The 25,725-nt window shown below is 48.8% G+C and carries 28 protein-coding genes; 26 read left to right on the top strand and 2 right to left on the bottom strand.

Annotated elements, in window-relative coordinates; genetic code table 11:
• The first annotated feature begins 25 nt into the window (after positions 1-25).
• The 8 genes from FGB90_RS04605 (at position 26) to FGB90_RS04570 (ending at position 5,659) form a co-directional block, all read left to right on the top strand.
• Positions 26-580 carry a ReoY family proteolytic degradation factor gene (locus FGB90_RS04605; protein WP_138809370.1) on the top strand — a complete coding sequence of 185 codons (555 nt, stop codon included), beginning with the start codon at positions 26-28 and terminating at the stop codon, positions 578-580.
• Positions 581-662: 82 nt separating this feature from the next.
• A complete protein-coding gene (locus FGB90_RS04600) occupies positions 663-1,142 on the top strand; it encodes a YpiF family protein (RefSeq protein ID WP_138809369.1) in 480 nt (159 codons plus the stop codon).
• 121 nt (positions 1,143-1,263) lie between these two features.
• A complete protein-coding gene (locus FGB90_RS04595; RefSeq protein WP_138809368.1) occupies positions 1,264-1,761 on the top strand; it encodes a Rieske (2Fe-2S) protein in 498 nt (165 codons plus the stop codon).
• 19 nt (positions 1,762-1,780) lie between these two features.
• Entirely contained in the window at positions 1,781-2,452 is a 672-nt protein-coding gene (gene qcrB, locus FGB90_RS04590; protein WP_110518280.1) for a menaquinol-cytochrome c reductase cytochrome b subunit, read from the top strand.
• Between the two features lie 34 nt (positions 2,453-2,486).
• On the top strand, positions 2,487-3,260 hold the full coding sequence (locus tag FGB90_RS04585; RefSeq protein ID WP_138809367.1) for a menaquinol-cytochrome c reductase cytochrome b/c subunit: 774 nt from the start codon (positions 2,487-2,489) through the stop codon (positions 3,258-3,260).
• Positions 3,261-3,364: 104 nt separating this feature from the next.
• Positions 3,365-3,958: a lipoprotein heptaprenylglyceryl N-acetyltransferase LhaT gene (gene lhaT, locus FGB90_RS04580; protein ID WP_138809366.1), complete on the top strand. Its 594-nt coding sequence runs from the start codon at positions 3,365-3,367 to the stop codon at positions 3,956-3,958.
• A 59-nt stretch (positions 3,959-4,017) separates the two neighbouring features.
• Positions 4,018-4,848: a sporulation protein YpjB gene (locus tag FGB90_RS04575; protein WP_138809365.1), complete on the top strand. Its 831-nt coding sequence runs from the start codon at positions 4,018-4,020 to the stop codon at positions 4,846-4,848.
• Between the two features lie 127 nt (positions 4,849-4,975).
• Positions 4,976-5,659: a zinc metallopeptidase gene (locus tag FGB90_RS04570; RefSeq protein WP_138810007.1), complete on the top strand. Its 684-nt coding sequence runs from the start codon at positions 4,976-4,978 to the stop codon at positions 5,657-5,659.
• Positions 5,660-5,739: 80 nt separating this feature from the next.
• On the opposite strand, the gene FGB90_RS04565 is transcribed toward FGB90_RS04570, so the two are convergent.
• The gene (locus tag FGB90_RS04565) at positions 5,740-6,612 is read right to left on the bottom strand and encodes a YitT family protein (RefSeq protein WP_138809364.1); all 873 of its coding nucleotides are present in this window, start codon (positions 6,610-6,612) and stop codon (positions 5,740-5,742) included.
• A gap of 179 nt (positions 6,613-6,791) precedes the next feature.
• Here FGB90_RS04565 and FGB90_RS04560 point away from each other — a divergent pair, with 179 nt between their 5' ends.
• From FGB90_RS04560 to FGB90_RS04495, 14 genes are all read left to right on the top strand, one after another.
• Entirely contained in the window at positions 6,792-7,145 is a 354-nt protein-coding gene (locus FGB90_RS04560; RefSeq protein WP_138809363.1) for a nucleotide pyrophosphohydrolase, read from the top strand.
• The gene (gene dapB, locus FGB90_RS04555; protein WP_138809362.1) at positions 7,142-7,936 is read left to right on the top strand and encodes a 4-hydroxy-tetrahydrodipicolinate reductase; all 795 of its coding nucleotides are present in this window, start codon (positions 7,142-7,144) and stop codon (positions 7,934-7,936) included. The genes FGB90_RS04560 and dapB overlap by 4 nt, the downstream gene beginning before the upstream one ends.
• A gap of 68 nt (positions 7,937-8,004) precedes the next feature.
• Entirely contained in the window at positions 8,005-8,424 is a 420-nt protein-coding gene (mgsA, locus tag FGB90_RS04550) for a methylglyoxal synthase (protein WP_138809361.1), read from the top strand.
• A complete protein-coding gene (gene bshB1 / locus FGB90_RS04545; protein ID WP_138809360.1) occupies positions 8,417-9,142 on the top strand; it encodes a bacillithiol biosynthesis deacetylase BshB1 in 726 nt (241 codons plus the stop codon). The genes mgsA and bshB1 overlap by 8 nt, the downstream gene beginning before the upstream one ends.
• Positions 9,129-10,259 carry an N-acetyl-alpha-D-glucosaminyl L-malate synthase BshA gene (gene bshA / locus FGB90_RS04540; RefSeq protein ID WP_138809359.1) on the top strand — a complete coding sequence of 377 codons (1,131 nt, stop codon included), beginning with the start codon at positions 9,129-9,131 and terminating at the stop codon, positions 10,257-10,259. Before bshB1 ends, bshA begins: the two co-directional genes overlap by 14 nt.
• Before the next feature lie 12 nt (positions 10,260-10,271).
• On the top strand, positions 10,272-11,438 hold the full coding sequence (locus FGB90_RS04535) for a hypothetical protein (RefSeq protein WP_138809358.1): 1,167 nt from the start codon (positions 10,272-10,274) through the stop codon (positions 11,436-11,438).
• Positions 11,439-11,528: 90 nt separating this feature from the next.
• On the top strand, positions 11,529-12,488 hold the full coding sequence (locus FGB90_RS04530; protein WP_138809357.1) for a biotin--[acetyl-CoA-carboxylase] ligase: 960 nt from the start codon (positions 11,529-11,531) through the stop codon (positions 12,486-12,488).
• Between the two features lie 337 nt (positions 12,489-12,825).
• Positions 12,826-13,671 (top strand): 3-methyl-2-oxobutanoate hydroxymethyltransferase, encoded by an 846-nt coding sequence (gene panB, locus FGB90_RS04525; RefSeq protein ID WP_138809356.1) that lies wholly within the window; start codon positions 12,826-12,828, stop codon positions 13,669-13,671.
• The gene (panC, locus tag FGB90_RS04520; RefSeq protein ID WP_138809355.1) at positions 13,668-14,507 is read left to right on the top strand and encodes a pantoate--beta-alanine ligase; all 840 of its coding nucleotides are present in this window, start codon (positions 13,668-13,670) and stop codon (positions 14,505-14,507) included. The genes panB and panC overlap by 4 nt, the downstream gene beginning before the upstream one ends.
• Before the next feature lie 668 nt (positions 14,508-15,175).
• Positions 15,176-15,562 (top strand): aspartate 1-decarboxylase, encoded by a 387-nt coding sequence (panD, locus tag FGB90_RS04515; protein ID WP_138809354.1) that lies wholly within the window; start codon positions 15,176-15,178, stop codon positions 15,560-15,562.
• 78 nt (positions 15,563-15,640) lie between these two features.
• Complete coding sequence (locus FGB90_RS04510; RefSeq protein ID WP_138809353.1) at positions 15,641-16,693, top strand: tetratricopeptide repeat protein; 1,053 nt, start codon at positions 15,641-15,643, stop codon at positions 16,691-16,693.
• A gap of 31 nt (positions 16,694-16,724) precedes the next feature.
• Positions 16,725-19,532 carry an ATP-dependent DNA helicase DinG gene (dinG, locus tag FGB90_RS04505; RefSeq protein WP_138809352.1) on the top strand — a complete coding sequence of 936 codons (2,808 nt, stop codon included), beginning with the start codon at positions 16,725-16,727 and terminating at the stop codon, positions 19,530-19,532.
• Between the two features lie 49 nt (positions 19,533-19,581).
• The gene (locus FGB90_RS04500) at positions 19,582-20,502 is read left to right on the top strand and encodes a ComEC/Rec2 family competence protein (RefSeq protein WP_138809351.1); all 921 of its coding nucleotides are present in this window, start codon (positions 19,582-19,584) and stop codon (positions 20,500-20,502) included.
• 6 nt (positions 20,503-20,508) lie between these two features.
• Complete coding sequence (locus tag FGB90_RS04495) at positions 20,509-21,813, top strand: amidohydrolase (RefSeq protein WP_438502681.1); 1,305 nt, start codon at positions 20,509-20,511, stop codon at positions 21,811-21,813.
• Between the two features lie 76 nt (positions 21,814-21,889).
• Here FGB90_RS04495 and FGB90_RS19585 read toward each other — a convergent pair whose 3' ends face one another.
• The gene (locus FGB90_RS19585) at positions 21,890-22,054 is read right to left on the bottom strand and encodes a hypothetical protein (protein ID WP_171051701.1); all 165 of its coding nucleotides are present in this window, start codon (positions 22,052-22,054) and stop codon (positions 21,890-21,892) included.
• Positions 22,055-22,178: 124 nt separating this feature from the next.
• Between FGB90_RS19585 and FGB90_RS04490 the strand changes: the two genes are divergently transcribed.
• From FGB90_RS04490 to asnS, 4 genes are all read left to right on the top strand, one after another.
• On the top strand, positions 22,179-22,349 hold the full coding sequence (locus FGB90_RS04490) for a YpmA family protein (RefSeq protein WP_138809349.1): 171 nt from the start codon (positions 22,179-22,181) through the stop codon (positions 22,347-22,349).
• A 57-nt stretch (positions 22,350-22,406) separates the two neighbouring features.
• Positions 22,407-22,928: a cell wall elongation regulator TseB-like domain-containing protein gene (locus tag FGB90_RS04485; protein WP_138809348.1), complete on the top strand. Its 522-nt coding sequence runs from the start codon at positions 22,407-22,409 to the stop codon at positions 22,926-22,928.
• Between the two features lie 72 nt (positions 22,929-23,000).
• A complete protein-coding gene (locus FGB90_RS04480) occupies positions 23,001-24,188 on the top strand; it encodes a pyridoxal phosphate-dependent aminotransferase (protein ID WP_138809347.1) in 1,188 nt (395 codons plus the stop codon).
• Positions 24,189-24,366: 178 nt separating this feature from the next.
• Positions 24,367-25,656, top strand: coding sequence for an asparagine--tRNA ligase (gene asnS / locus FGB90_RS04475; RefSeq protein WP_138809346.1), 1,290 nt, complete (start codon positions 24,367-24,369; stop codon positions 25,654-25,656).
• The last annotated feature ends 69 nt before the right edge of the window (positions 25,657-25,725 follow it).

The following is a 25,725-nucleotide window of genomic DNA, read 5'->3' as shown; positions in this document are numbered from 1 at the left end:
AACCAAGGTTAAGGAGGGGTGAAAGATGAATAATACTGTTCCAGTTATGGAGAAGCGGGACTTTTTAAAATGGTTTCTTGATCAGTATCAGCTTAAACGACGGGAATGTGCATGGCTCCTTAATTTTCTGATGAGTGATGATATTCTCATGGAGCGGGTCCACTTTGTGGAACAGGCCGACTACTGTCCGAAGGCGCTCATGATCTCGACCAGCGATGTGGAGTGTGTGCCGTTTGCTTTCCATAAAAACCAGCACGTGACGATGGATGCAGAAAAGTCTTTTCACGATATTCGCCTGAACCGGAATGAGGACATCTTTATTCAGCTCAATTTTAAGGACAAACATCTGACGCCTCAGTACGTTGCTGTCCTTGAGGAAAACCCGTATCTTCCTGTAAATGAGGAGGAAACGAACGTGCATCAGCTTATGGCTGAGATGATTCTTGAGCGTTCGATCAGAACGGAAAGAATGAAAAGGATCGAGAAAGAAATTGATGCGGCGCTTGCTGCCGGGGACAAGTCCGACTTTTACCGGCTGTCCGACGAGTATAACGAGCTTAAAGCCCTGAATGACGTGTAAGGGCTTTTTTTTTGTGATAAAATAATGGCAGCTGCTCTGAGTGCCCGCAGGTGCTTACAACAGGAGACGGGAGAGGATTTATGTGAAATGGAACACAACTGACGCGGATATGTATCTTAAAGCCAGTGAATACGTGGATACAGCCATTATTCCTTTAATACCGCTAAACTGGAAAAAAGATTTCAAGGGAACGGTCGCCCGGGGGGAATTTATCAGTCTCATAACAGACGAGATCGAAAAGCAGTTCAAGGGGAGAGTATATACGATACCCCCTTTTACCTACCTTGAAGAAGAAAGTGATGAGGTGCGGGCTGAGAGGCTGAAGCAGTGGGATGATCACCTCTTCAAAAACGGGTTTGCCCACGTCATTTATCTTACATCGGATGGAGACTGGAAGCGGGTGGAAGAGCATCTGCCTGATACACTGCTGTGGATTCCCGCACTTCCGCTGGAAAATGTCGAACCGTCATACGCGAAGGATATGGTCTCACAGCAGATCAGGCAGATCCTTCCCATGATTACGGACAAATGGCAGTCGGGACCGAAGGAAAGGGAATCGTAAAACCTTCGCTGATTTTGTTGACTTTTATTGAAATTTTAAGCTATGATTAATATTGTCTTAGTATGATATTTGTGTGTTTAAATGGCAGCTTTAGAGAACATAGTAGCGAGGAGGGAACGTCGTGAGTGAAAAAGAACACAAAGTGTCAAGACGTCAGTTTCTGACGTACACACTGACAGGTGTAGGCGGTTTCATGGCAGCCGGAATGCTCATGCCGATGGCTCGTTTTGCACTAGATCCGGCTCTTGAAGCAGGAGCTGAGAGCGATTTTGTGCGCGTTGCGAGTCTGGACGAGCTGACGGAGGAACCACAGCGCTTTGACTTTGTAGTGGAACAGGAAGACGGATGGTATTCTTCCGAGGTGACACGTGTTGCGTGGATTTATCTTGCCAACAATGAAGTTGTGGCTCTTTCACCTGTCTGCACTCACTTAGGCTGTACGGTGAACTGGGAGGGGAGTGAAAGTTACCCTGAGAACTTCTTCTGCCCATGCCACGGTGGCCGTTTTGAGCGTGACGGAACGAACATCCAGGGTACACCGCCCACAAGACCGCTTGATGTCTACGAAGTCCAGGTGGAAGGCGATGATGTCTACCTTGGCGGTACGGTGCAACGATAGGAAGAAGGGGGCATAGAGAATGTTACAGAAATTATATGACTGGGTGGATGAACGGCTCGATATCACACCGATGTGGCGTGATATTGCCGATCATGAAGTGCCTGAGCACGTTAACCCTGCCCATCATTTCTCAGCGTTTATTTACTGTTTCGGAGGCCTCACTTTCTTCGTAACAGTGATTCAGATTCTTTCAGGTATGTTTCTGACCATGTACTACGTACCGGACATCATTCATGCTTATGAATCTGTTTATTATCTTCAGAATGAAGTGACCTTTGGTGTTATTGTCCGCGGGATGCACCACTGGGGAGCGAGTCTTGTAATCGTAATGATGTTTTTACATACGTTGCGTGTATTCTTCACCGGCTCGTACAAAAAACCGCGTGAACTGAACTGGGTTGTCGGAGTACTCATTTTCTTCGTCATGCTTGGTCTTGGTTTTACCGGATATCTACTGCCTTGGGATATGAAAGCGTACTTTGCGACTGTAGTAGGTCTTGAAATTGCGGAAGCTGTACCGGTTGTCGGCGGATTTGCAAAAGCCCTTCTCGCAGGCGGCGAAATCATTGGTGCACAGACGCTTGCCCGGTTCTTTGCGATTCATGTATTCTTCCTGCCAGGCGCACTGCTCGGTCTTCTGGGAGCACACTTCTACATGATTCGTAAACAAGGTATTTCCGGTCCGCTATAGGATCCGGTTCTGACGCAGAAAAGGAGGGAAAACTATGCATCGCGGAAAAGGTATGAAGTTTGTCGGTGACTCCCGTGTCCCGGCAACAAGGATGCCGAATATACCGAAAGACTATTCTGAGTATCCACATAAAACAGAAGCATTCTGGCCAAACTTTCTTCTTCGTGAGTGGATGGTAGGTGCGGTTTTCTTAATCGGATATCTCTGTCTGACCGTTGCCCACCCTTCACCGCTTGAGCGTGTGGCCGACCCGACAGATTCAGGTTACATACCGTTGCCTGACTGGTACTTCCTGTTTTTGTACCAGCTGTTGAAATATGAGTATGCTGCCGGCGACTTTACGGTCATTGGTGCTGTAGTTATGCCGGGGATTGCGTTTGGGGCACTTCTTCTTGCTCCATTCCTTGATCGCGGGGTTGAGCGCCGCCCGATCAAGCGTCCGGTTGCTACGTCTCTCATGCTCCTCGGTGTTATCGCAACGATCTTCCTTACATGGGAATCTGTTGACCAGCACGACTGGGAAGCAGCTGCCCGACAGGGTGCAATCGTCGAGGATGAAATAGACGAGGATGCTGAAGGGTACCAGATTTATATGAGCCAGCAGGCCTGTATAAACTGTCACGGTGAACAGGGTGAGGGTGGAGCAGCCGCACCAAACCTGTTTGAGAGTGATTACTCAAAAGAAGAGATCATGGATATTATCATTAACGGACAGGGTGAAATGCCTGCCGATCTGTTTGAAGGATCCGACGAAGAACTTGAAATTATGGCTGAATGGATCGAGAACGACGGAGAGGCTCCTGAATAAACCATGTATTAAGAGCTGACTGATTAACCTCAGTCAGCTTTTTTTGTTCCCGGCAGTACTTTCGTTTAAAATAGAAGAAGGCATACTGAAAGGCAGAGGATATTATGATTGAAAAAGGATACAGCATTCTCGGTTCACGGTGGTTTCTCGTACTGCTTCTTCTTATAAATATACCGGGCACCATTTACGGATACATATGGTACGAATCACAGCTGGCAAATACCCCGGCAAAATTCCTTATTTTCGTGCCGGACAGTCCCACAGCAAGTCTGTTTTTTGTTATTGTCCTTGCTGCATTTCTTCTGAAAAAGAACGTCCCCCTCGTTGAGGCTCTCGCTGCGGTCACCCTGTTTAAATACGGAATCTGGGCGGTCGTTATGATCGTTTGGGCAGGGCTGGCAGGTGCTGAGATGCGCTGGGACCACTACATGCTGATCGCCAGCCACTTGGGAATGGCCATACAGGGGCTTCTTTATGCTCCTTTTTACCGCATCAAACCATGGCACCTGATCGCAGTTGCGGTATGGACGCTTCATAACGACGTTATTGACTATATTTACGGTATGCATCCGTATGTTTCCAGGCTGATTCTGCCTTACTACTCGGAGATAGCCTACTTTACATTCTGGCTGAGTATGCTGTCCCTGCTGATCGTCTATCTCCTTAACACGTACCAGAAAAAACGGACGCTCGAATAAGTGGTCTAGAAAACTCCCCCTCCTCATAGGATGAAGTAGGAAAAAGAGGAGGGACAGGCATGAAACACCGCTTACACCTTATGGGGTTGTCCATAATGATATTATGTCTACTTGTTCCTGTGTATCCCGTCCTGGCTGATGGAGGGAACACGGAGGAGGAGCCGGGCAGTGAACAGCTTTGGCGTGATCTGAACCGGACGAGTGATACCATTTTACAGTACATTAAAGAAGGCAGATATGATGAGGCGAAGCAGCTGCTCGATCAATTTTCAGGTGAGTTTCTGAGTATACGCTCATCTGACAGCGGTCTTTCCATGAATGATTTAAGGGTGATTGTGTCATCGTATGAACAGGCGGAGCAGGCGGCAGTCAGCATGAACATGCCCCACGAGGAACGTGTCAGGGCGGCGTCATCGTTCAGGCTTCTTGTGGATGTATATGAACGAAGTCACCGCCCGTTATGGAAGAATACAAAAGACACGCTTACAGTCCCCCTGACCGGGATGGCTGAAGCTTATGAAGCTTCCGACTGGACAACCTACCAGCAGCATCTGAACCGTTTTCTTTCTTCATATGAACGGGTCCGTCCGGCCTGGCAGGTTTCACTTGAACCGCATATTTACCAGCGTTTTCATTCACAGGTGGTCTATGTGGAAAGAAACAGACAGGAGCCGGCCAGTGTCTCCAATATGGTGAATACGCTCGCTGTAATGCTGAGTGACCTGGATGATATATACGCAGATGCCGAAAAGGAATCCTCGGACCCTTCCGTCATCTGGGTGATGCTGAGCATCGGCGGTATAATCCTCGCTGCACTGTCCTATACGGGATGGAAAAAATATAAAGCCCACCGGCTGGGTCAGATTCAGAGACAGCGTTACAGGGAATAATAATCGAAGGCACAGACCACGGGCTATTAGTCCGGGTCTGTTTCGTTGACAACCATTGGCCGGTTTGGCTAAAATTTAATTAGAAACGAAACAGCACGTCTGCTATTACGGAGGGGTTACAACTATGATGGGACTAGGTGCTTTTCTTATTTACTTTGCCATTCTTCTTATTATCCCGATGTGGGCACAGATGCGGGTTAAATCCGCATTCAGGAAGTACTCCCAGGTGCGTTCATCATCAGGTATGACCGGGGCGGAAGTGGCAAAAAAGATTCTGAATGACAATGGAATCTACGATGTGACTGTTGAACCTGTAAAGGGGAAGCTCACAGATCATTACGATCCGAGATCGAAAACGGTGCGCCTTTCAGAAAGCAACTACTACGGCAACAGTGTTGCAGGAGCTGCCGTGGCTGCACACGAAGTGGGACATGCCATGCAGGATGCTGAAGACTATGCGTTTCTCCGTTTCCGTCACGCTCTTGTTCCGGTTGCAAACTTCGGATCAAACACGGCCATCTTCATTATTATTGCCGGGATGCTTATGGGCAGTGCAAACATGATGCTGGCAGGAATCATCTTTATGAGTGCGGCAGTACTCTTCCAGCTCGTAACTCTGCCGGTGGAGTTTAACGCGTCCAGCCGGGCGATGGATCAGGTCGTTGCAGCAGGTGTGATCCGCAACGATGAAGAACGGGAAACGAAAAAAGTTCTCAACGCTGCGGCATTGACATACGTGGCAGCAGCTGTTGTAGCGGTAGCTGAACTCGTACGTTTTCTACTCATGTATTTCGTTATGAGAGATGATTAACAGAGCTATACAGGCTCACACATTAAGGCCCGGAAGGCATACACGCCGTCCGGGCCTTATTTGTCGTCGTTTTAACCGGGCTAAATTCCCAGGGGCTTCTTGTTCTCGTCCAGCGTAAACCCTTCTCCCATTACATCCTGCACGTCTGTCAGCGTAACAAATGCATGCGGATCCACTTTATCAATGAGCGTCTTTAACCTAACCATCTCATTTCTGCCCACTACGCAGTACAGAACCTCTTTATCCACACCGCTGAAACTGCCTTTTCCTTTCAGGAGAGTTGCTCCCCTGTCCATTTCAAGCATAATCTGAGCAGAAATTTCCGGAGCTTTTTCCGAAATAATCATTGCTGCTTTACCTGAGTAGGCACCCTGCTGCATGAAATCAATCACTTTTGCTGCCACAAAAACCGCTAACAGCGTATACATCGCTTCCCGGTAATTCAAGTAAACGAGAGAGGCGGTAATAACGATGGCATCGAATAGAAACATCGTTTTTCCCATGCTCCAGCCGAGGTATTTAAAACCGAGTCGGGCGATAATATCCACGCCGCCTGTTGTCCCCCCGTACCTGAACACGATTCCGAGGCCGACGCCGATGAATACCCCGGCAAAAAGAGCGGCAAGGGTCATATCGTCATCAAGCGGAATGGAAAAAAACGTGTAGCGCTGAAATATGTACAGGAAAACCGAAACACCGACAGTTCCGATGAGGGTATAGACAAAAGCATTACGTCCGAGTATTTTCCATCCGATAATAAAAAGGGGGATGTTAAGGGCGAGATTTGAATAGGCCGGGTCGATGGTGAACATAAAATAGAGGATAAGTGTAATGCCGGTAAAACCACCGTCAGCCAGGTTGTTCTGCATGTTAAAATAAACAAGACCAAAACTCATAATGGCGGTTCCGAGCAGAATAGCAAGTATATTTTTTGTACTGATGGAATGAATCATCCCGTCACCTCCGTCATTTTCTGCCGGCATAAAAGGATGCGGATGCTCGGCAGCTGTCTTTATCAGAGTAATTATATATAATGTAGGGGGATGCAGGCAATCACAAATTAATCTGCATCATTTGTCAAACGCCGGCGGATTCGCTACGATAGTACAGAATTCTGTAATGAGGTGAGACGATGAAACAGAACGAACGGTCGCTTAAGGACATCCAGAAGGAAGTGGACGATTACATATCACAATTTAAGGAAGGATATTTTTCCCCCCTTGCCATGACAGCAAGGCTGACAGAAGAGCTGGGTGAACTGGCCCGTGAAATTAATCATTACTATGGGGAAAAGCCGAAAAAGGCATCCGAAGAGGAAAGGACAGTTGAGCAGGAAATCGGTGATATGATGTTTGTGCTTACGTGTCTTGCAAACTCCCTGGACGTGGATCTGACAGAGGCGCATGACAGGGTTATGCACAAATTCAATACCCGTGACAAAAACAGATGGACAAGAATAGATGAAAAAGGGGACGACAATCCATGACACGTATCGTAATCGCAGGGCCAAGAGGAAATATGGGAAAGGAAGCCGTTTTGATGGTGCTGGAAACAGACCATTTTGAGCTGGCAGGGGTAATTGACAGGAAACATGACGGAATGACGCTGGGTCAGATTGAGGGAATGCCGAACGAATCGATCCCGGTTTTTGACGATCCGGTCCGCTGCTTTGAAGCTGTGAAGCCGGATGTTCTGGTGGATCTTACAAACCCTGAAACAGGCAAAGTACATATGAAGCTGGCACTTGAAAATGATGTTAGACCAGTCATAGGAACCACAGGCTTCACTGAAGAAGATGTTGAGGAAATGTCCGGGCTGGCAGAGTCAAAAAATCTCGGTGCCATCATCGCACCGAATTTTGCCATAGGCGCCATATTAATGATGAAATTCTCACAGATGGCCGCACGCTATATGCCGGACGTTGAAATTGTGGAACAGCATCACGACAGAAAACTTGATGCACCATCGGGGACCGCTGTAAAAACCGCCCAGCTGATCAGCGAAGTAAGGGAAGCGAAAAAACAGGGTCATCCGGATGAAGAGGAAACCATTCAGGGTGCCCGTGGAGCTGATGTGGACGGCATGCACATTCACAGTCTGCGCCTGCCCGGTCTTGTAGCACATCAGGAAGTGATCTTCGGCGGCGAAGGTCAGACGCTAAAGATCCGGCATGACTCCATGAACCGGCGCTCTTTTATGCCTGGTGTGAGGCTTGCCTGTGAAGAAGTAATGAAAATAGGAGTGCTCGTGTACGGGCTTGAACATATTATCGAATAAAAATACCGGCCGCGTTTAGTCGGACGGATACCAGGGTCATTTACAAACAGTAAAACAGGGGGAAACGGATGAATATTGCACTTATTTCACACGATCAGAAAAAAGATGAAATGGTCCGGTTTGCAGCAGCTTACGAACCGGTTCTCAGTCAGCACCGTCTATATTCAACCGGGACGACAGGCGAGCGGGTTATGAAGGAAACAGACCTGCATATCCACCGCTTCCAGTCCGGTCCTCTCGGTGGAGACCAGCAGATCGGATCCATGATTGCCGAAAACAATATGGATCTGATTCTTTTTTTCAAAGATCCGCTTACGGCACAGCCCCACGAACCGGACATTTCTGCTCTGCTGCGTCTCTGTGACGTATACAAAATTCCGCTTGCCACAAATATTGCCACTGCCGAGGTTCTGATCAAGGGGCTCGACCGAGGGGATTTAGCGTGGCGGGATCTCGTTAAGGATAAGGAAGGAAAGCTCCATGAGTGATGTAAAAACAGACATCCTGGCAGTCGGGGCCCATCCGGACGATGTGGAAATTGGAATGGGGGGAACGATTGCCCTTCACACAAGCAGAGGATACAGCACTTCCATCATTAACCTTACAAAAGCGGAACTGTCCTCCAACGGCACAGTCGAAACAAGACAGGACGAAGCAGAGCAGGCTGCATCGTTACTTGGTGTGGAGAAGCTTATTCAGCTTGACTATCCTGACAGAGGCCTTGCAGAGTGCCGTGAGGAAATCGTTCAGAAACTTACATATCACATCCGGACGCTGCGCCCCCGTCACGTCTTTGCTCCGGGCATCCGTGACCGTCACCCGGACCATACGGAAACAGGGAGACTGGTAAAGGAAGCCGTATTCAATGCAGGGATCCAAAAATACAACCCCTCACTCGGGGGGCCGTTCAGACCGGAGGCATTCTGGTATTACCAGATTAACGGGATGACAGATCCGCGGTATGTAGTTGATATCAGCACTGTTATTGATCGAAAGCTCGAAGCCCTCCAGGCGTACAAAAGTCAGTTCAGCAGCGGTCCGGACACAGTAGCTACCCCTCTGACTGATGCCTACATCGAACGGGTACGCTCCCGTGAGCACATTACAGGGCAGCTGATCGGTGTGCGGTACGGTGAGGGATTTACAAGTGACGGCCCCCTTGCCGTAACTAACTTATTTGGAAGTGACAGCCATGAGGAGATTTAAAATCGGGATCACATGCTACCCTACTGTGGGCGGCTCAGGGGTTGTTGCTGCCGAACTCGGAAAAAGCCTCGCAGAGAAAGGACACGACGTTCATTTTATTACATCAAGTCTGCCGTTCAGACTTGAGAACGTGAACGCCAATATTTATTTTCACGAGGTACAGGTAAATCAGTACTCTGTTTTCAGGTACCCGCCCTATGATCTTGCCCTGGCGAGTAAAATGTCGGAAGTGGCAAAGCGGGAAGGGCTTGATCTTCTTCATGTACACTATGCCGTTCCCCATGCCATCAGTGCACACCTGGCAAAGGAAATGACCGGAAACGGCCTGAAGGTGGTAACTACGCTGCACGGTACGGATATTACTGTGCTCGGATATGACCCTTCCCTGTCGGACATGATCCGTTTCGGTATTGAACGCTCCGACTGCGTGACGGCTGTATCCGATGATCTGGTCAGGCAGACGAGAGAGCTTCTCGGCACGGAAAAACAGATTGAGACCGTCTATAATTTCATTGATGACAGGGTTTACCGTCCGAACAGCAGTGAAGCATTGAGAGAGGAATACGGTATAAAACCTGACGAAAAAGTGATCGTTCATGTGAGTAATTTCAGGAAAGTCAAACGGGTGCCGGATGTTGTAAAAAGTTTTGCGAAGATAAAAGAACAGCTGCCTGCAAAGCTGCTCCTGATCGGCGACGGACCGGAACATCCGGTAGTCCGGGAGCTTGTTCACCGTCTCGGTCTCGTTGACAGTGTACAGTTTCTCGGCAATCAGAAACGGGTTGCCGACCTTCTGGCCATGAGTGATCTTAAACTCCTGCTCAGTGAAAAGGAAAGCTTCGGTCTCGTACTTCTTGAGGCCATGGCCTGCGGCGTACCCGTGGTCGGTACCAGAATCGGGGGAATCCCCGAAGTTATCACGGACGGTGAGTGTGGCTATATCTGCGAACTTGGGGATATAGACGGAATTTCAGAAAAAGCAGTGGCACTCTTAAAGGACGAAGCGCTTCACACGAGGATGGGCATGGCTGCACGTGAAAGAGCTAACAGTGTGTTTCATAAAGATAAAGTAGTACGTCAGTATGAGGAACTCTACGCACGCACGCTTGACTTGTAGAAAGGGGTCACGATGGAAGGACAGGCTGCAGAAAAAGAAGCATTAAGAATTATAGAAGTACTTGCCTCTAAAGGATACCAGGCCTGCATTGCAGGAGGGGCAGTCAGGGATCTGCTCCTGGACAGAATCCCTGCCGATATTGATGTGGCAACAGATGCAGCTCCTAAAGAGGTGATGAAACTGTTTCCGGCAGCCATAGATGTCGGTGCCGCCCACGGCACTGTCCTTATTCCTGCCCACGATGGAACAGTAACCGAAGTCACCCGGTTCAAATCGGTTTCCGGAAGTACCGGCAGTCTTAAAGAAGATCTTTCACTGAGGGATTTTACCGTCAATGCCATGGCAAAACTGAAAGACGGCACGATCATTGATCCGTACGGGGGCAGAGAGGATCTGAAGAAGGGGATGCTGCGTGCGGTGGGAAGTGCCGAGGACAGGATTCTTGAGGATCCTGTCAGGCTGCTCAGGGCAGTCAGATTTGCCGTACGCTATTCTTTTGAATGGAGCAGTGATCTCAGGGCAGCGGTCGAAAAGCATGCGGCCCTGCTATCGCAGCCTGCTTTTGAGAGAAAAAGTGCAGAACTGGAAAAGATGCTTGGGAACGGTCTTTCCCATGAAAACTTCGTCTATTTTCTTAAAAGCGCACCGGCAGCCGGGCTTTCTCCTCTGTTTACATACCGAAAGCTCTGGCTGGAGAAGCTCGAACAGTCACCTGCTCCCTTTCCGATCGAAGGGAAGCCGCTGTTCTGGTATACAGCATCCTGGCATCCGGACCCAGCTGTCAGCAGCCGGGCTCTCACAAAGGCAAAGCGCAGTACCCGTCTCAAAAAAGCGGTCTCTGTGATTCATGAAGTTAACCGCAGGCTTCTTTCAGAGGGATGGACAAGTGAAGTGCTCTACCTTGCAGGAGCCGACCTTCTCGTCCCCTGTGAACGACTGCGCGCCCTGTGGAAAGCCGGTATCCCGGATGAACACGGCGTTACGGAAAAATATCAGCAGCTGCCGATAAAAACAAAAAAAGAACTGGCAGTGAACGGAAGAATCCTCATTGATGCTTTTAACACTGATAACGGCAAATGGGTTGGAAGAACGCTGAAGCATGCCGAAATGAAAGTGGTTAACAGTGAGCTTCCAAACGACCGGGATGCCATCCTGGATTATATAAGAAAGCTCTGTTAAAGCTTAATGTTGATTATTAAACTGATGGAGCGCAGTGACCGAATATCAACAACAGACTTTAAAAGAGCCTATAAGAAAGGAAGTACTTTTATGAAATCGACACTGTTGTCACTTTTAAGAACGAAGGACGGGGAATTTGTAAGCGGTGAAAAGATCAGTGAACAGCTCGGATGCTCGAGAACAGCGGTATGGAAACACATAGATGCGCTCAGAAAAGAGGGTTACCATGTGGAAGCGGCCCCGAAAAAAGGGTACAGGCTGAGCGGGGAGCCCGATACCCTCAGCGTCCATCAGCTTGAGTCCCGGCTTGCCGAAACCTCGTTCATTAAAAAAGTCCTTCACTATCCGACAATTCATTCCACACAGGATACTGCCCATCAGCTTGCAAGTGAACAGGCCGGGGAAGGCACCCTGGTTCTCTCAGATGAACAGACAAAGGGAAAAGGCAGGCTGGGACGGGAGTGGCATTCACCTCCGGGCACGGGAATCTGGATGAGCCTGATTCTAAGACCTGATATAGAGGTTCGTAATGCTCCTCAGCTGACACTTCTGACCGCCGTTGCGGTTGTGAGAGGCATAAAACAGTCTGTGGGTCTTGAACCTGAAATTAAATGGCCGAATGATATTCTCTTTAACGGTAAAAAAGCTGCGGGTATACTGACGGAAATGCAGGCTGAACCCGATCGTGTTCATGCGATCATCGTCGGACTTGGTCTAAATGTGAATCAGGATTTCTTTCCTCCGGAGCTCGAACACATCGCAACTTCTCTCAGGATGGAAAAAGGCAAAAAAGTGGGCAGAAGTGATGTGCTTCAGGCGATTCTTGAAGAATGGGACTGGCTTTACAGTCTGTTTCTTAAAGAAGGGTTCGCAGCAATTAAACCTCTCTGGGAGGCGCACGCCCTCACAATGGGAAGAGAAATATCAGCCAGAACGCCAAAAGAAACCCTTAAAGGAATTGCTGTGGGGATCGACGAAGCCGGGGTGCTTCTGCTTCGGACGAAAGATGGTAAACTTCACCACATTTATTCCGCTGATATAGAAGTCTGAAAAGAGTCGCAATTTTCTTCTGATCTCTGCTATACTGGCAATGGACAGTATCCGTGTTAAGGAACTGTACCATGAGTGCAGCCGGTGTTCTGCCGGCAGTGATAGTCATTATTGTCTGCCTTGATCGCAGACGGACCGCGATGAGACCGGTCCGGGACAGGGACAGAAGAAACGTCAATTGAAAAAAATGTCCGGCTTTGCCGGCTTTTTTCTGATGCTGTCTTCTTCTGTTATACAGGAGAAGGCTTTTTTGCATGTGCCCCTCAAGGCGCCTGCAGGGCGTTTTCTTCCCGAAAATCATACCGCTGAAGCGGAATTGGAATTGAGGAGGAAGAAAATGAAAAGTACACAGTCATTTAAGCAGATGAAACAGGAAAGAGAAAAAATAGCCATGGTGACATCCTACGATGCCCCTTCTGCGGGACTCGCGGAAAAAGGAGAAGTGGATCTGATCCTCGTCGGAGACAGTGTAGGAATGACGGTACTCGGCTACGATTCCACTGTACCGGTGACAATGGAGGACATGATCCTTCACACCCGTGCAGTAAGAAGAGGAGCACCGGGTACATTTACAGTGGCGGATCTTCCGTTTCTCACGTATCACGCCTCCAGGGAGCAGGCATTTAAAAATGCAGGCAGGCTTATGCAGGAAGGCGGTGCCCACGCTGTGAAGCTGGAAGGGGGAAACGAAGTTCTGGATACCATTACAGCACTCGTTCAGGCGGGTGTACCGGTTGTTGCCCATCTTGGCCTGACCCCGCAGTCTGCAGGTGTTATTGGCGGTTACAAGGTACAGGGAAAAACAGCCGAACAGGCGACCGAACTTCTCCGTGAAGCTGAAAGAGCGGAAAAAGCCGGTGCATTTATGCTCGTTTTGGAATGCGTTCCGAGTCAGGTGGCAAAAAAAGTATCCGAAGCCCTTTCAATCCCGGTGATCGGGATTGGTGCAGGACCGGAAACAGACGGGCAGGTGCTCGTCTGGCATGACCTGATTGGATACTCCGGTACACGTGTCCCGAAGTTCGTCAAAAAATATGCCAACCTTGCTCCTGAAATCACTTCTGCAATTTCAGAATACCGAAAGGAAGTAAAGCAGGGGGCTTTTCCAAAAGAGGAACATTCCTTTTCAATGGATGAGGAAGAGCTTGATTCACTTTACAGCAGGGCCGGTGAGTCCCGTTGAAGCGCGTGATTACGGAAGACGAAGTGAGAAAATGGCGTAACGGTCTGACGGGAAATGTAGGGTTCGTACCGACGATGGGTTATCTGCATGAAGGTCATCTTTCACTGATCAGGAGAGCAAAAGAAGAATGCGGTCAAGTAGCGGTAAGTATTTTCGTAAACCCCCTTCAGTTCGGTGAAAACGAGGACTTTGACTCCTATCCACGGAATGAAAAAAGAGATCTGGCACTTGCAGAAGAAGCAGGAGCGGACCTCGTTTTCATACCTGACGGAACAGAGATGTACCCAAAACCGATGAGCTCCTTCATAAAAGTAGAAAAAGGAACGGACGTCCTCTGCGGTGCAGACAGACCAGGACATTTTGACGGCGTGGCAACCGTCGTCACCAAACTGTTCAATATCGTACAGCCCGATCGTGCCTACTTCGGCTTAAAAGATGCCCAGCAGGCTGCGGTCATTGAGACGATGGTCAAAGACTATCATATACCGGTAACGATCGTTCCGTGCCCGACGGTACGGGAAGAAGACGGTCTGGCGAAAAGTTCCAGAAACGTAAGACTGACAGCGGATGAAAGAGAAAAAGCCCCGCTCATATATAAGTCCCTGACTTCTGCAGCGGAAATGTCAGCCCGTGGCACACATCCGGAAACAGTGAAACGGGAGCTGCATAATCAGCTGAAACAAACCGGAGGCCGTGTGGATTACGGGGAGATCCGCTTATGGCCCTCCCTTGAGGAGGCAGATGAGCTTCATCCCGGGGAGCCCCTGCTTATCGCCTGTGCAGTGAGGTTCAGTACCGTCCGGCTGATCGACAACATCATCATCACGCCTGAATAAACAGAGATTCTGCTCAACCAAAATAACTACAGTTTGTGAGCCCATAAATACTGACCAGAAATGGTTCCGTGGTAAAAAGCGAAGAGAAGCGCCTGAAGCGAGACTCCTGCGGCAGTAGGGGGCAGGATGAGACCCCGCAGGGCAAAGCCCGAGGAGGCTCAGCGCCACCGCCGCGGAAAGCAAGCGTAAGGCGCGAAACGGAGCATCTGTTAAATCAATTTGCAGAATAAACAAATCCGAACCAGTCACCCAATACCTGAAAAACAGAAATGGTTCCGTGGTAAAAAGCGAAGAGAAGCGCCTGAAGCGAGACTCCTGCGGCAGTGGAGGCCAGGCGAGACCCCGCAGGCGAAGCTGAGGAGGCTTGCCGGCACCGCCGCGGAAAGCAAGCGTAAGGCGCGAAACGGAGCATCTGTTAAATCAATTTGCAGAATAAACAAATCCGAACCAGTCACCCAATTCCTGAAAAACAGAAATGGTTCTGTGGTAAAAACGAAGAGAAGCGCCTGAAGCGAGACTCCTGCGGCAGTGGAGGCCAGGCGAGACCCCGCAGGCGAAGCTGAGGAGGCTTGCCGGCACCGCCGCGGAAAGCGAGCGTAAGGCTCGAATCGGAGCATCTGTAAACATAACCGTTTATAAAACAACCAGCCAAAAACGGAGAGTGAACAATCATGAGACAAATGATGAGTGCAAAACTGCACCGTGCACGCGTAACAGAAGCCAACCTCAACTACGTAGGAAGCATTACCATCGACCAGGATCTTATGGACGCAGTCGATATCCTGCCTAACGAAAAAGTCCAGGTCGTCAACAACAATAACGGCGCCCGACTCGAGACCTACGTCATCCCCGGCAAAAGAGGAAGCCGAATGGTGTGCCTCAACGGCGCAGCCGCCCGGCTCGTACAGCCTGATGACGTAGTCATTATCATTGCGTATCAGTGGATGACGAACGAAGAAGCGAAAGTACACGAGCCTAAAGTGGCCATAATGAACAGCGGTAACGAAATTACACAGCTCATGCACACCGAACCAGCTTCTACCTGCATGTTATAAGTATATCTCCCCCTCTCCTGATGGACACTTACGTTAACAGGACCTGGACTTTCGTTCAGGGAAAGGGGGATTTTTTTTATGGACAGTCTCGGAGGCTGGGAAGAAAAGTGCGTATGGCTTGCAGAACATTACCCGGAACTCAGTGAACAGGAACAGGCATTTTTTCTCGACCAGCTTGAGGAGGAGCATGCCAGGCTCCTCGACTTATATACGATCCAGCATGATCTTCTTCAGTCGGTTCGGGAGGTGATCTGCTGCAGCCCTGAAAACATTTATTCGTTCAGTCAGCCTACTGTGCCGACTGAAGGACTCGGTTTTTTTCAGCTTGAAATGTACCAGCACGCTGTTGAGAAGCTTGTACATGAAGCTTCCGGTCAAGGTCAGCGTACGAGGCTGCTTCTGTACCTGGGGTATGCATGTGTGTATGAAGAACGAGAGGCGGCTGCGGCTGACGCTTTTTTAAGCGTAATCAAACAGAGTGCTGACCGGGCGGAACAGCATTTTGCCTATACAGGTATGGGGCTTTTAAGAGGCAGGGAGGAACGGATGGAGGAAGCGATCGCCTACTTCGAAAAAGCCCTCGCTCTTATCAATAACCCTGATGTGTTATATAATTTAGGAACTTGTTATTTTTATCTGGAAAAATACGACCTGGCTTCAGCATCTTTTCAGTCCTTTGTCCATGTTGAACCTGACGCGGAAGCGTACTACTGGCTCGGACAGAGTTACTATAAATCCGGAATGATTCCTCTTGCACACGAAGCCTGGTATCAGGCAGTGGAGCAGGCGCCGGGAAGGGATGTTCTTTTGTCTCTTGCAGCAGCTTTCGAGGAAAAAGGGGAGTTTCTGTGCGCGTTTCACTGCTACCAGCATCTATCACAGGAGGATCCGGAAGATGTAACCGTGCTCCACGGGATGGCCTGGAATCTCGGTCTTATGGACAGGCGCACAGAAGCAGTAACCCTGTTCAGAAAGATCACGCAGCTGCGGCCTGATAATACGAATGTCTGGATTTCCTATCTGTGGCTCCTGAACAAGTGGAGTGATTCAGAGGAATACGAGCGGGTGGCCATTCAGGTGGAAACACAGAAGCTGACCCACCCTCTTCTGGAGTCACTGATCCGGACCTGAGCCTGAAGTACGGGAGTTGGAGGAACACAGAATGAGACGGTTTGTCATACTGGATGCGGAAACAACGGGGGTTTCCTACAAACGCGGGGACCGAATGATTCAGCTTGCGTTTGTTGTGATGGAGGGCACAGAAATTACCGGGAGGTTTATGTCATATCTTGATCCCGGTCAGCCGATTCCCCCTTTTATCCAGTCTCTTACACAGATTAACGATGAAATGGTAAAGGATGCTCCTTTGTTCAGCGAAGTTGCTCCTGAACTGCTAAAGCATCTGGACGGCGCTTTTTTTGTGGCGCACAACGTGAATTTTGACCTGACATTTGTAAACGACGAACTTGAAGCAGCGGGATACAGTCCTTTTGAAGGGCCTGTTCTGGATACTGTGGAACTGGCACGGATTGCTTTTCCAACGGCAGATGGTTTCAAACTTACCCAGCTCAGTGATGAGTTTGATATTACTCACGGTCAGCCGCACCGGGCGGACAGTGATGCGGAAGCTACGGCAAAACTTCTCCAGGATGTTTTTGCGGTGTTTGAAACGCTGCCGCTCATTACTCTGCAGCAGATCAGGAGATTTTCTGACCGGTTCAGAAGCAGCCTGCGTCCGCTCCTTGACACCTGGATTGAGGAAAAAATGAAATCCGTCCACCTTCAGGAGCCCCATATTGATATTTACCGCGGAATTGCACTTGCTGCAGAGGAAGCGGGAGCAGACGAAAAAGAAGGGGACTTTACCGGCTTTCATGAATTGAAAGATGCCATTACAGGAGCCGGGGGGCGTATGACGGAAGCAATTGATGCCTATGAAAGCCGTCCCGGCCAGGCGCAGATGATGGAGAAAGTGTATGAGGCAATGGAGACACGGCAGCATGCACTGATCGAAGCTGGAACGGGAACCGGCAAAAGTCTTGCCTACCTGATTCCTGCTGCCTGTTATGCCCGTGAGCATAACGAACCGGTTGTCATCTCAACCTACACAATACAGCTTCAGGAACAGCTGTTAAAAAAAGACGTTCCACTTCTCAAACAGATTGTGCCGTTTCCGGTAAAAACAGCGCTGATTAAGGGGCGGGAACATTACATAAGTCTCCGGAAACTCGAAGCTGTTCTGGAGCACGACCCGACCGATAACTATGACCGGGCTCTTGCAAAAGCACAGATTCTCGTCTGGCTGACGCGGACAAAGACCGGAGATATTGAGGAATTAAATCTGAGCGCAGCTGCAGGGCAGTTCTGGAATGAAATCAGTGCAGGAGCAGAGGATGAAGGCTCGCAGCCGTGGTATCCGCGCTGCTTTTATCAGCGGGCCAGAAAAAGAGCCCAGCACGCTGATCTGATTATAACCAACCACGCCCTTATTCTTTCCGATCATCAGAGCCGGGGAGGTTTTCTGCCTGCCTACAAAAGGTGCATCGTTGATGAAGCACACCATTTTGAGGAGGCAGCTTCGTTTCATCTCGGGCTTCAGCTTGATTATGTGGCTTTTTCAAGAATATTCAATGAAGCAGGAATGACCGACGGGTCCGGCATTCTATCCAATATTTCACGTACCGTAGGTAAAGACGGGAGAATGGCAGCAGTTATTGCAGATACGGAGATGAAAATAAAAACAGCCAAAGCAGAAGTCAGTGACCTGTTTCTCTACCTGCATCACTGGGCTTTTTCAAGGCGGAAAAAGCGAAATGACAGAGGCAGGGTAAGTGTCACTTATTTCCCATCGGACCCTGAACTGGTACAGGCAGGGGAAGCTGCACACAGAGCCCTCCATGCGTCCGGTGAAGCCCTTGACAGTCTGCTCAGGCTTGCTGAGGAGTTTGAACACTACAAAAGGGTTCATGATCTTTCCGAATCCGGCACAAAAATTCACCAGTCCCTGATGCAGTCGCTGGCAGCACTTGCCGCAAGACTACAGGAATCTGCTGAAAACCTGGAACAGCTGCTCCTTGTGCAGGAGGATAATACCGTTTACTGGCTTGAAGCCGACAGCAAAGGACCTAAACAGACCGTAACGCTCCGTTCCCGCCCGGTGGATGTTTCCGGAATCCTTGCTGACGATCTGTTCGGCAAAAAAGACAGTATGGTTCTCACCTCGGCTACTCTGACTGTAAACAGAAAGTTCGACTACATTATCAGGAATCTTGGTCTCGGTGATTTTCCCCTTGTCCAGCTTGCCATCGAATCCCCTTTCTCATGGAAGGATCAGGTGAAGCTCATGGTACCAACGGACCTTCCTCTTCTGAACAAAGTCGATGAGCGCCTTTACTGTGAAAATATAGTACTGCACTTATACAGGCTGTCAAAAATCAGTGAAGGCCGTATGCTCGTCCTGTTTACCTCCTATGAAATGTTAAGGACATGCCATGAGCTTTTAAAGGATATTCTTGATGAGGATTACATGCTCATTTCACAGGGGATTAATGGAGGAAGCAGAACGAAGCTTACAAAAAGTTTTCAGCAGTTTGATAAAGCCGTGATGCTGGGTACCAGCAGCTTCTGGGAGGGTGTGGATATACCAGGTGAAGACCTTACCCTTCTTGTGATGGCAAGGCTGCCGTTTACTCCACCGGACGACCCGGTTTATAAAGCCAAGTCAGAAGCTCTGGAAATGGAAGGTAGAAGCTCGTTTATGGAGCTGGCAATCCCGCAGGCGATTATCAGGTTTAAGCAGGGGTTCGGGCGCCTGATCCGGAAACAGACCGACCGCGGAGCAGTGATCGTACTTGACAGGAGAATAGAAACGACCAGGTACGGCCGTCTGTTCGTTAAATCACTCCCTGATATTAAGAAGACAAGCGGCAGTATCGATGAACTGGAAGAGGAACTGAAAAAGTGGTTATAATGGGAAAGTACAGCAAAAGGATTATTTTTCCGGAAGGACGCTGATTTCTTTGAAATTATACGGCTCTGTTATTCGGGCAGTGCTCGCTGCCGTTTTTCTTATTTTTACTGCTTCAGCCGGTCATGTGGCCCATGCGATGGAGGAAGTGGATGTGGATCTCAATATCGGCGGGGGAGACCTTGCCTGCACCTTCTTTGATTTAAGTCATGGGGAATCAACACTTCTTGTGAATGGTGAAGAGGAAACGGTGCTTATTGATACCGGTCACAGAATGGCACGGGAGGACCTCGAGCTTCGTCTTGAAATGTACCATATCGATCAGGTAGATACAGTGATTGTTACGAACAAACAGGCAGAGTATACAGGCAATCTGACCTGGATTATTGAAGAGTACGGGGTAAACAGGGTGATCATGCCGGAAGCCATGTACAGCGACGTAAAGCCCGCAGTGGATGATACGGATGCAGAAGTCAGCTTTTACTCCACAGGCTCCCGTTTCGAGGCTGCCGATGATGTTAAAGCACACGTGCTTTATACCGAAACCCGCCCGGGAATCCTCGAAGGTGCATCGGTTCTGATGTTTGAGCATGAAAACGACCGGCTCCTTTACATGAGTGTGGCGGACGATCAGATCGAAGCTTACCTGACTAAAAATGAGGATGTAAAAGCAACAGTGCTGAAAGTTGCGGAGTTTGCCAGTATGAGGGGGACAACCCAGCTCCTTCTGGACGAATCCGACCCGCAGGTGGCTGTTATTTTTAAAAACGGGGATGAAGAACCTTCCCCGTTTGTACTTGAACGTCTTCAGGGCACATGGATTGAGATTTTTCAGACCGCGCGCACCGGATCGGTTTCAATAAAATGGCATGACGGGGATTATGAAATATTTACCGTAAGGCCTGCAGAGAAAAGCTACCCTGAGGAGATGGCCTCGAAGCTTAAGGATCTTTTCGGGACTAAGTCGGATTAGGGGGAGATTATGAAGAAAAAACTCATCATTAATAACGGTGTGTTTATCACACTTGATTCAAAAGAAAACCCGGTTAGAACAGGCTGTATGATAATCGAGGACGGCACGATTACGTTCATAGGCGAGACGCTGCCCGCAGAGGAAATTCCGGAAGAGGCAGAAGTTGTCGACGCAAAAGGAAGGTGGGTGCTTCCGGGCCTTGCAAACACGCATGGCCATACAGGAAGTACACTTCTAAGGGGAGCAGGGGATGATGATCTCCCTGTCATGAAATGGCTTGAAACCGTGATGTGGCCAGCTGAAAAGAACTTTACGGAGGAGATCACAAAAGCAGGAAATGCCCTGGCAATCGGGGAGATGCTGAAGAGTGGAACGACTGCATTTCTGGATATGTATCACCTTCACATGAATACAACAGCAGAGCTCGTTGAAAAGTCCGGATTAAATGCTGTTCTCTGCCGGGGAATGATCGGCCTCTGTCCTGGACATGAACAGCAGGGAAAACTTAACGAAGCAACTGCTCTTTACCACGACTGGCATAATAAAGCGGACGGCCGAATCAGGGTAATGCTGTCCCCGCATGCCCCATATACCTGTCCGCCCTCATTTCTTGAAATGATTGTGGACCGGGCGCAGGAGCACGGAATTGCCCTTCACACGCATCTGGCGGAAAACCGGAAGGAAGTTGAAGAGCATATCCGCCAGTATGGCAAACGTCCGGGTCTGCATCTTGATGAGATCGGTTTCTTTGACGGAAATGCCCTCATTGCACATGGTGTGCATCTTGCTGAAGAAGAGCTGGATCTTTTTGCTCGTAAGGGTGTGAAGATTTCCCATAATCCGGTAAGTAATCTGAAGCTCGGCTCGGGGATAGCAGATGTTCCTGGAATGAGAAAAAGAGGCATCAGTGTGTCCCTTGGTACGGATTCTACAGCGAGCAACAATAACCTTGATATGTTCGAGGAGATGAAAGTATCCGCACTCATACATAAGGGTGCTTCAGAAGACCCGACTGTCACCAGTGCTTTTGACACGCTTAAATCAGCTACAGAGGAAGGGATGAAAGCACTTGGATTTATGAATAAAGGGAAGCTTGCTGCAGGGTACGATGCAGACTTTATTTTTCTGGACCGTACAGGCTTTCACGCGCTTCCGGATAAGCCGGAAAGAGCATTATCGCACATTGTCTACTCCTTAAAGGGAAGCGATGTAACCGACGTATTTGTAAAGGGGAAAATGCTTGTAAAAGACAGGGAGCTTCTGACACTTGATGAGGAAAAAATCAGAGCGGATGCAAAACAGGCAATCTAAACCCGATAGCTGATTAAACAGGGGCGCCACCTTGATCCGGTGGGAGATCAGGTGGCAGGTGCATGGCCGGGGAATATTATTGGTTTTCACAGTCATCAGGAAACTTTGTCTGTCTGAAACTGATGAGCAGTGTGTTAAAATGGTGAGGCCGTTCAGGAGAATTCAGGGAATAACGATGTTTTTCTTTTTCATACCATTCCGCTGTGCTCCACTGCCTCATCTCACGTCTGTTGTTGTTCACGCTCATTCCCCCTTCGATTGAGCGGTATTTATAGTATCACCTTCACAGCCCTCACTATGAGAGAGCATTTGCACCATTGATGGGAAACAAAGTCACATCGTATCAGCAGTAAAGGAGGTATCGGATGGAACAGAAGGTGAAACCCATTTCGACTGTGAAAATCCGGAAAAGTGACGATATGTATAAAGTTGTGGACAGTCTGAACAGAACCTTAAAAGACAGGGACCTCATGTTTGGACTTTCATATGACCAGAACGATAAGGACAGGATGGTTTTTACGATTTATGAAACATAGTGCTGTAACGGCAGTGATCCTGAAGATATCAGCACAGATTAAAGAGAAGGTGAAACCGTGAAAGGATGGATCATTACAGCTGCAGCTGTGATTATCGCTGTTTCTGCAGCCGTGTTTTATTACGTGTACCATTCGGCAGCAGCATCTCAGACAGAATGGCATGAGGAAGCCATGGAGTACGCCGTTAATCAGGGACTTATTACGCAAATAGAGGATACCCGTTATTATTACGGCAGAAGTGCCTACAGTATTTTTTCAGGGGAAAATGAGTCCGGGGAAGCTGTTTATGTCTGGGTGGAACAGAGAACAGATATCAGCGGGGCGGAAGAAGACGAAGAATGGGAACCACGGACAGCCGTGAGGGCCCGGAATGAAGGAATTTCACGGAGTGAAGCGGAGGAAATTGCAGTACGTGAGCTTGAATTAAGTGAATTTAAGCAGGTCCGGCTTGGAATGGTCGGTGAAACACCGGTTTATGAAATTGTATATATTGACCAGGAAGACCGGTATTCTTTTTATTACCTCAGCTACGATGACGGCTCATACATCCGCCATTATCAGCTCCGCAGGGACAGATAAGTGTAAACTGCAAGCGCATCTGTTCAAAAGCCGGTACGATGAAAATTACAAATTACGGGAGGCGTTCAGGAGATGAAATTATCACCGCGCGTAACAGGAATTACACCATCATCCACACTTGCCATCACGGCAAAGGCGAAGGAACTGAAAGCAGCAGGGCACGATGTGATCGGTCTTGGAGCGGGAGAACCGGATTTTAATACTCCAGCCCATATCATTACAGCTGCGGCTGAATCGATGGATGCGGGCCATACGAAATATACTCCGGCGGGAGGCATGCCCGAGCTTAAAAAAGCTGTAAGCGCTAAATTCCTCAGCGATCAGGGACTTGAATACAGTGCGGAGGAAATTATCGTTACAAACGGTGCCAAACATGCCCTTGCCCTTCTGTTTCAGACAATACTTAATGAAGGGGATGAAGTGATTATTCCTTCCCCGTACTGGGTGAGTTACCCCGAGCAGGTAAAAATCGCGGGAGGTCAGCCTGTCGTTGTAAAAGCAGGTGAAGAGAATGAGTTCAAACTCTCCCCTGAAGAGCTGGAAGCAGCTGTAACAGAGAAAACTCGGGCGGTCATCCTGAATTCACCCGGGAATCCGACAGGTGTTATGTATTCGGCTGAGGAACTGAAAGAAATCGGGGAAATCTGCCTGAAACACGGCCTTCTTATTGTGTCGGACGAAATATACGAAAAGCTTATTTACGGGGAAGCCAGGCACACATCCATAGCTTCTCTCTCTGACGCTCTTAAAGAACAGACAGTCATCATCAACGGGGTAAGTAAATCCCATTCCATGACAGGGTGGCGGATTGGCTATGCCGCAGGGAATAAACTTATTATTAAAGCGATGACGACACTGGCAAGTCATACAACATCAAATCCTGCAGTTATGGCCCAGTATGGTGCAGCAGCTGCATACAGCGGTTCAGATGAAGCTGTAGAGGAGATGAGGAAAGCGTTTGAGGAACGTCTTGAAAAAGGCTACCGGGCCGTGAGTGATATTCCCGGATTTTCATGCGTGAAACCTCAGGGTGCCTTTTACCTGTTTCCAAACGTAAGCGAGGCAGTCAAAAATTCACCTTATGAGACCACGGATGAATGGGTAGCTGCTCTTCTGGAACAGGAAAAGGTCGCTGTTGTTCCGGGATCGGGATTCGGTTCACCGGATAATATCCGTTTATCCTATGCCACTGCCTATGAACAGTTCAGTGAAGCTGCAGCGAGGATCCGCAGGTTCGTCGATAAAAATGCCGCAAAATAATAAGGAAACAAACGACCGGTCAGCTTCAACCTGAAGTTCCCGGTCCTTTTTCCTGTATTATACCGGGCACAGACAAGGTTGCGTAAATCATAAAAAGAAGGGTATAATGGTACCCGTGAATCTGATTCGAAATTATACATAAAACAATACATAGATCATTAACGATGGAGGGAACAGTGTGAAAACCACGATTGCACAAATAGGACAGCATGTAGGAGAGACAGTTACAATTGGTGCCTGGCTTGCCAACAAACGGTCAAGCGGCAAAATTGCTTTTCTCCAGCTCCGTGACGGAACTGGCTTTATTCAGGGTGTTGTAGTAAAAGCAGAAGTGAGTGAGGAAGTATTTTCACTTGCGAAGGAAATGACGCAGGAAAGCTCCCTTTATGTGAGCGGAACAGTAAGAGAGGACGACCGTGCACCGTCGGGATACGAGCTTACGGTGACTTCACTTGAACTGATCAGCGAAGCAAAGGATTACCCGATTACACCAAAGGAACATGGTACGGAATTTCTTATGGACCACCGCCATCTGTGGCTGCGCTCCAGACGCCAGCATGCAATTATGCGCGTACGTAACGAAATTATCCGTGCAACGTATGAGTTTTTCCATAAGGAAGGGTTTGTCAAAGTCGACCCGCCGATTCTTACGGGCAGTTCTGCAGAAGGAACAACGAATTTGTTTCATACAAAGTACTTTGAAGAAAATGCCTACCTGTCACAGAGCGGTCAGCTTTATATGGAGGCTGCTGCAATGGCTCTTGGAAAAGTTTTTTCATTTGGACCAACCTTTCGTGCCGAAAAATCCAAAACACGCCGCCACCTTATTGAATTCTGGATGATTGAACCTGAGATGGCCTTTATGGATCATAATGAGAGTCTCGAAGTTCAGGAAAATTACGTTTCCTATGTAGTTCAGAGCGTGCTGGAAAACTGTAAGCTTGAACTGAAGGCACTGGAAAGGGATGTAAGCAGACTCGAAAAAGTACAGGCGCCATTCCCGCGGATTACGTATGACGAAGCTGTTGCTTTTCTGAAAGAGGAAGGACACGAAATCGAATGGGGAGAAGATTTCGGGGCCCCTCACGAAACTGCAATTGCCGAAAAATACGAAAAACCCGTATTCATAACCCATTATCCTGCGGAGATCAAAGCATTTTACATGAAGCCGGATCCTGAACGTGAAGAAGTTGTGCTATGTGCAGATCTCATTGCACCTGAAGGGTACGGCGAAATCATCGGGGGAAGTCAGCGGATCGATGATGAGAAGCTTTTAAAGCAGCGTTATGAAGAGCACAATCTCTCTGACGACGCCTATAAATGGTACATGGACCTCCGTACTTACGGAACGGTTCCCCATTCAGGCTTCGGTCTTGGTCTTGAACGGACTGTAGGCTGGATCTGCGGTACGGAACACGTGAGAGAAACAATTCCGTTCCCTCGTCTTCTCAACAGACTTTACCCGTAAACCATCTGTGAAGCTATAAAAAGCCCCGGCATTTGGGGCTTTTTGTATTGAATATACTTTTTCCCGATT

Source organism: Alteribacter natronophilus (genome assembly GCF_006007885.1).
Taxonomy (GTDB): domain Bacteria; phylum Bacillota; class Bacilli; order Bacillales; family Salisediminibacteriaceae; genus Alteribacter; species Alteribacter natronophilus.
This window is presented reverse-complemented; position numbering and strand designations above follow the sequence as displayed.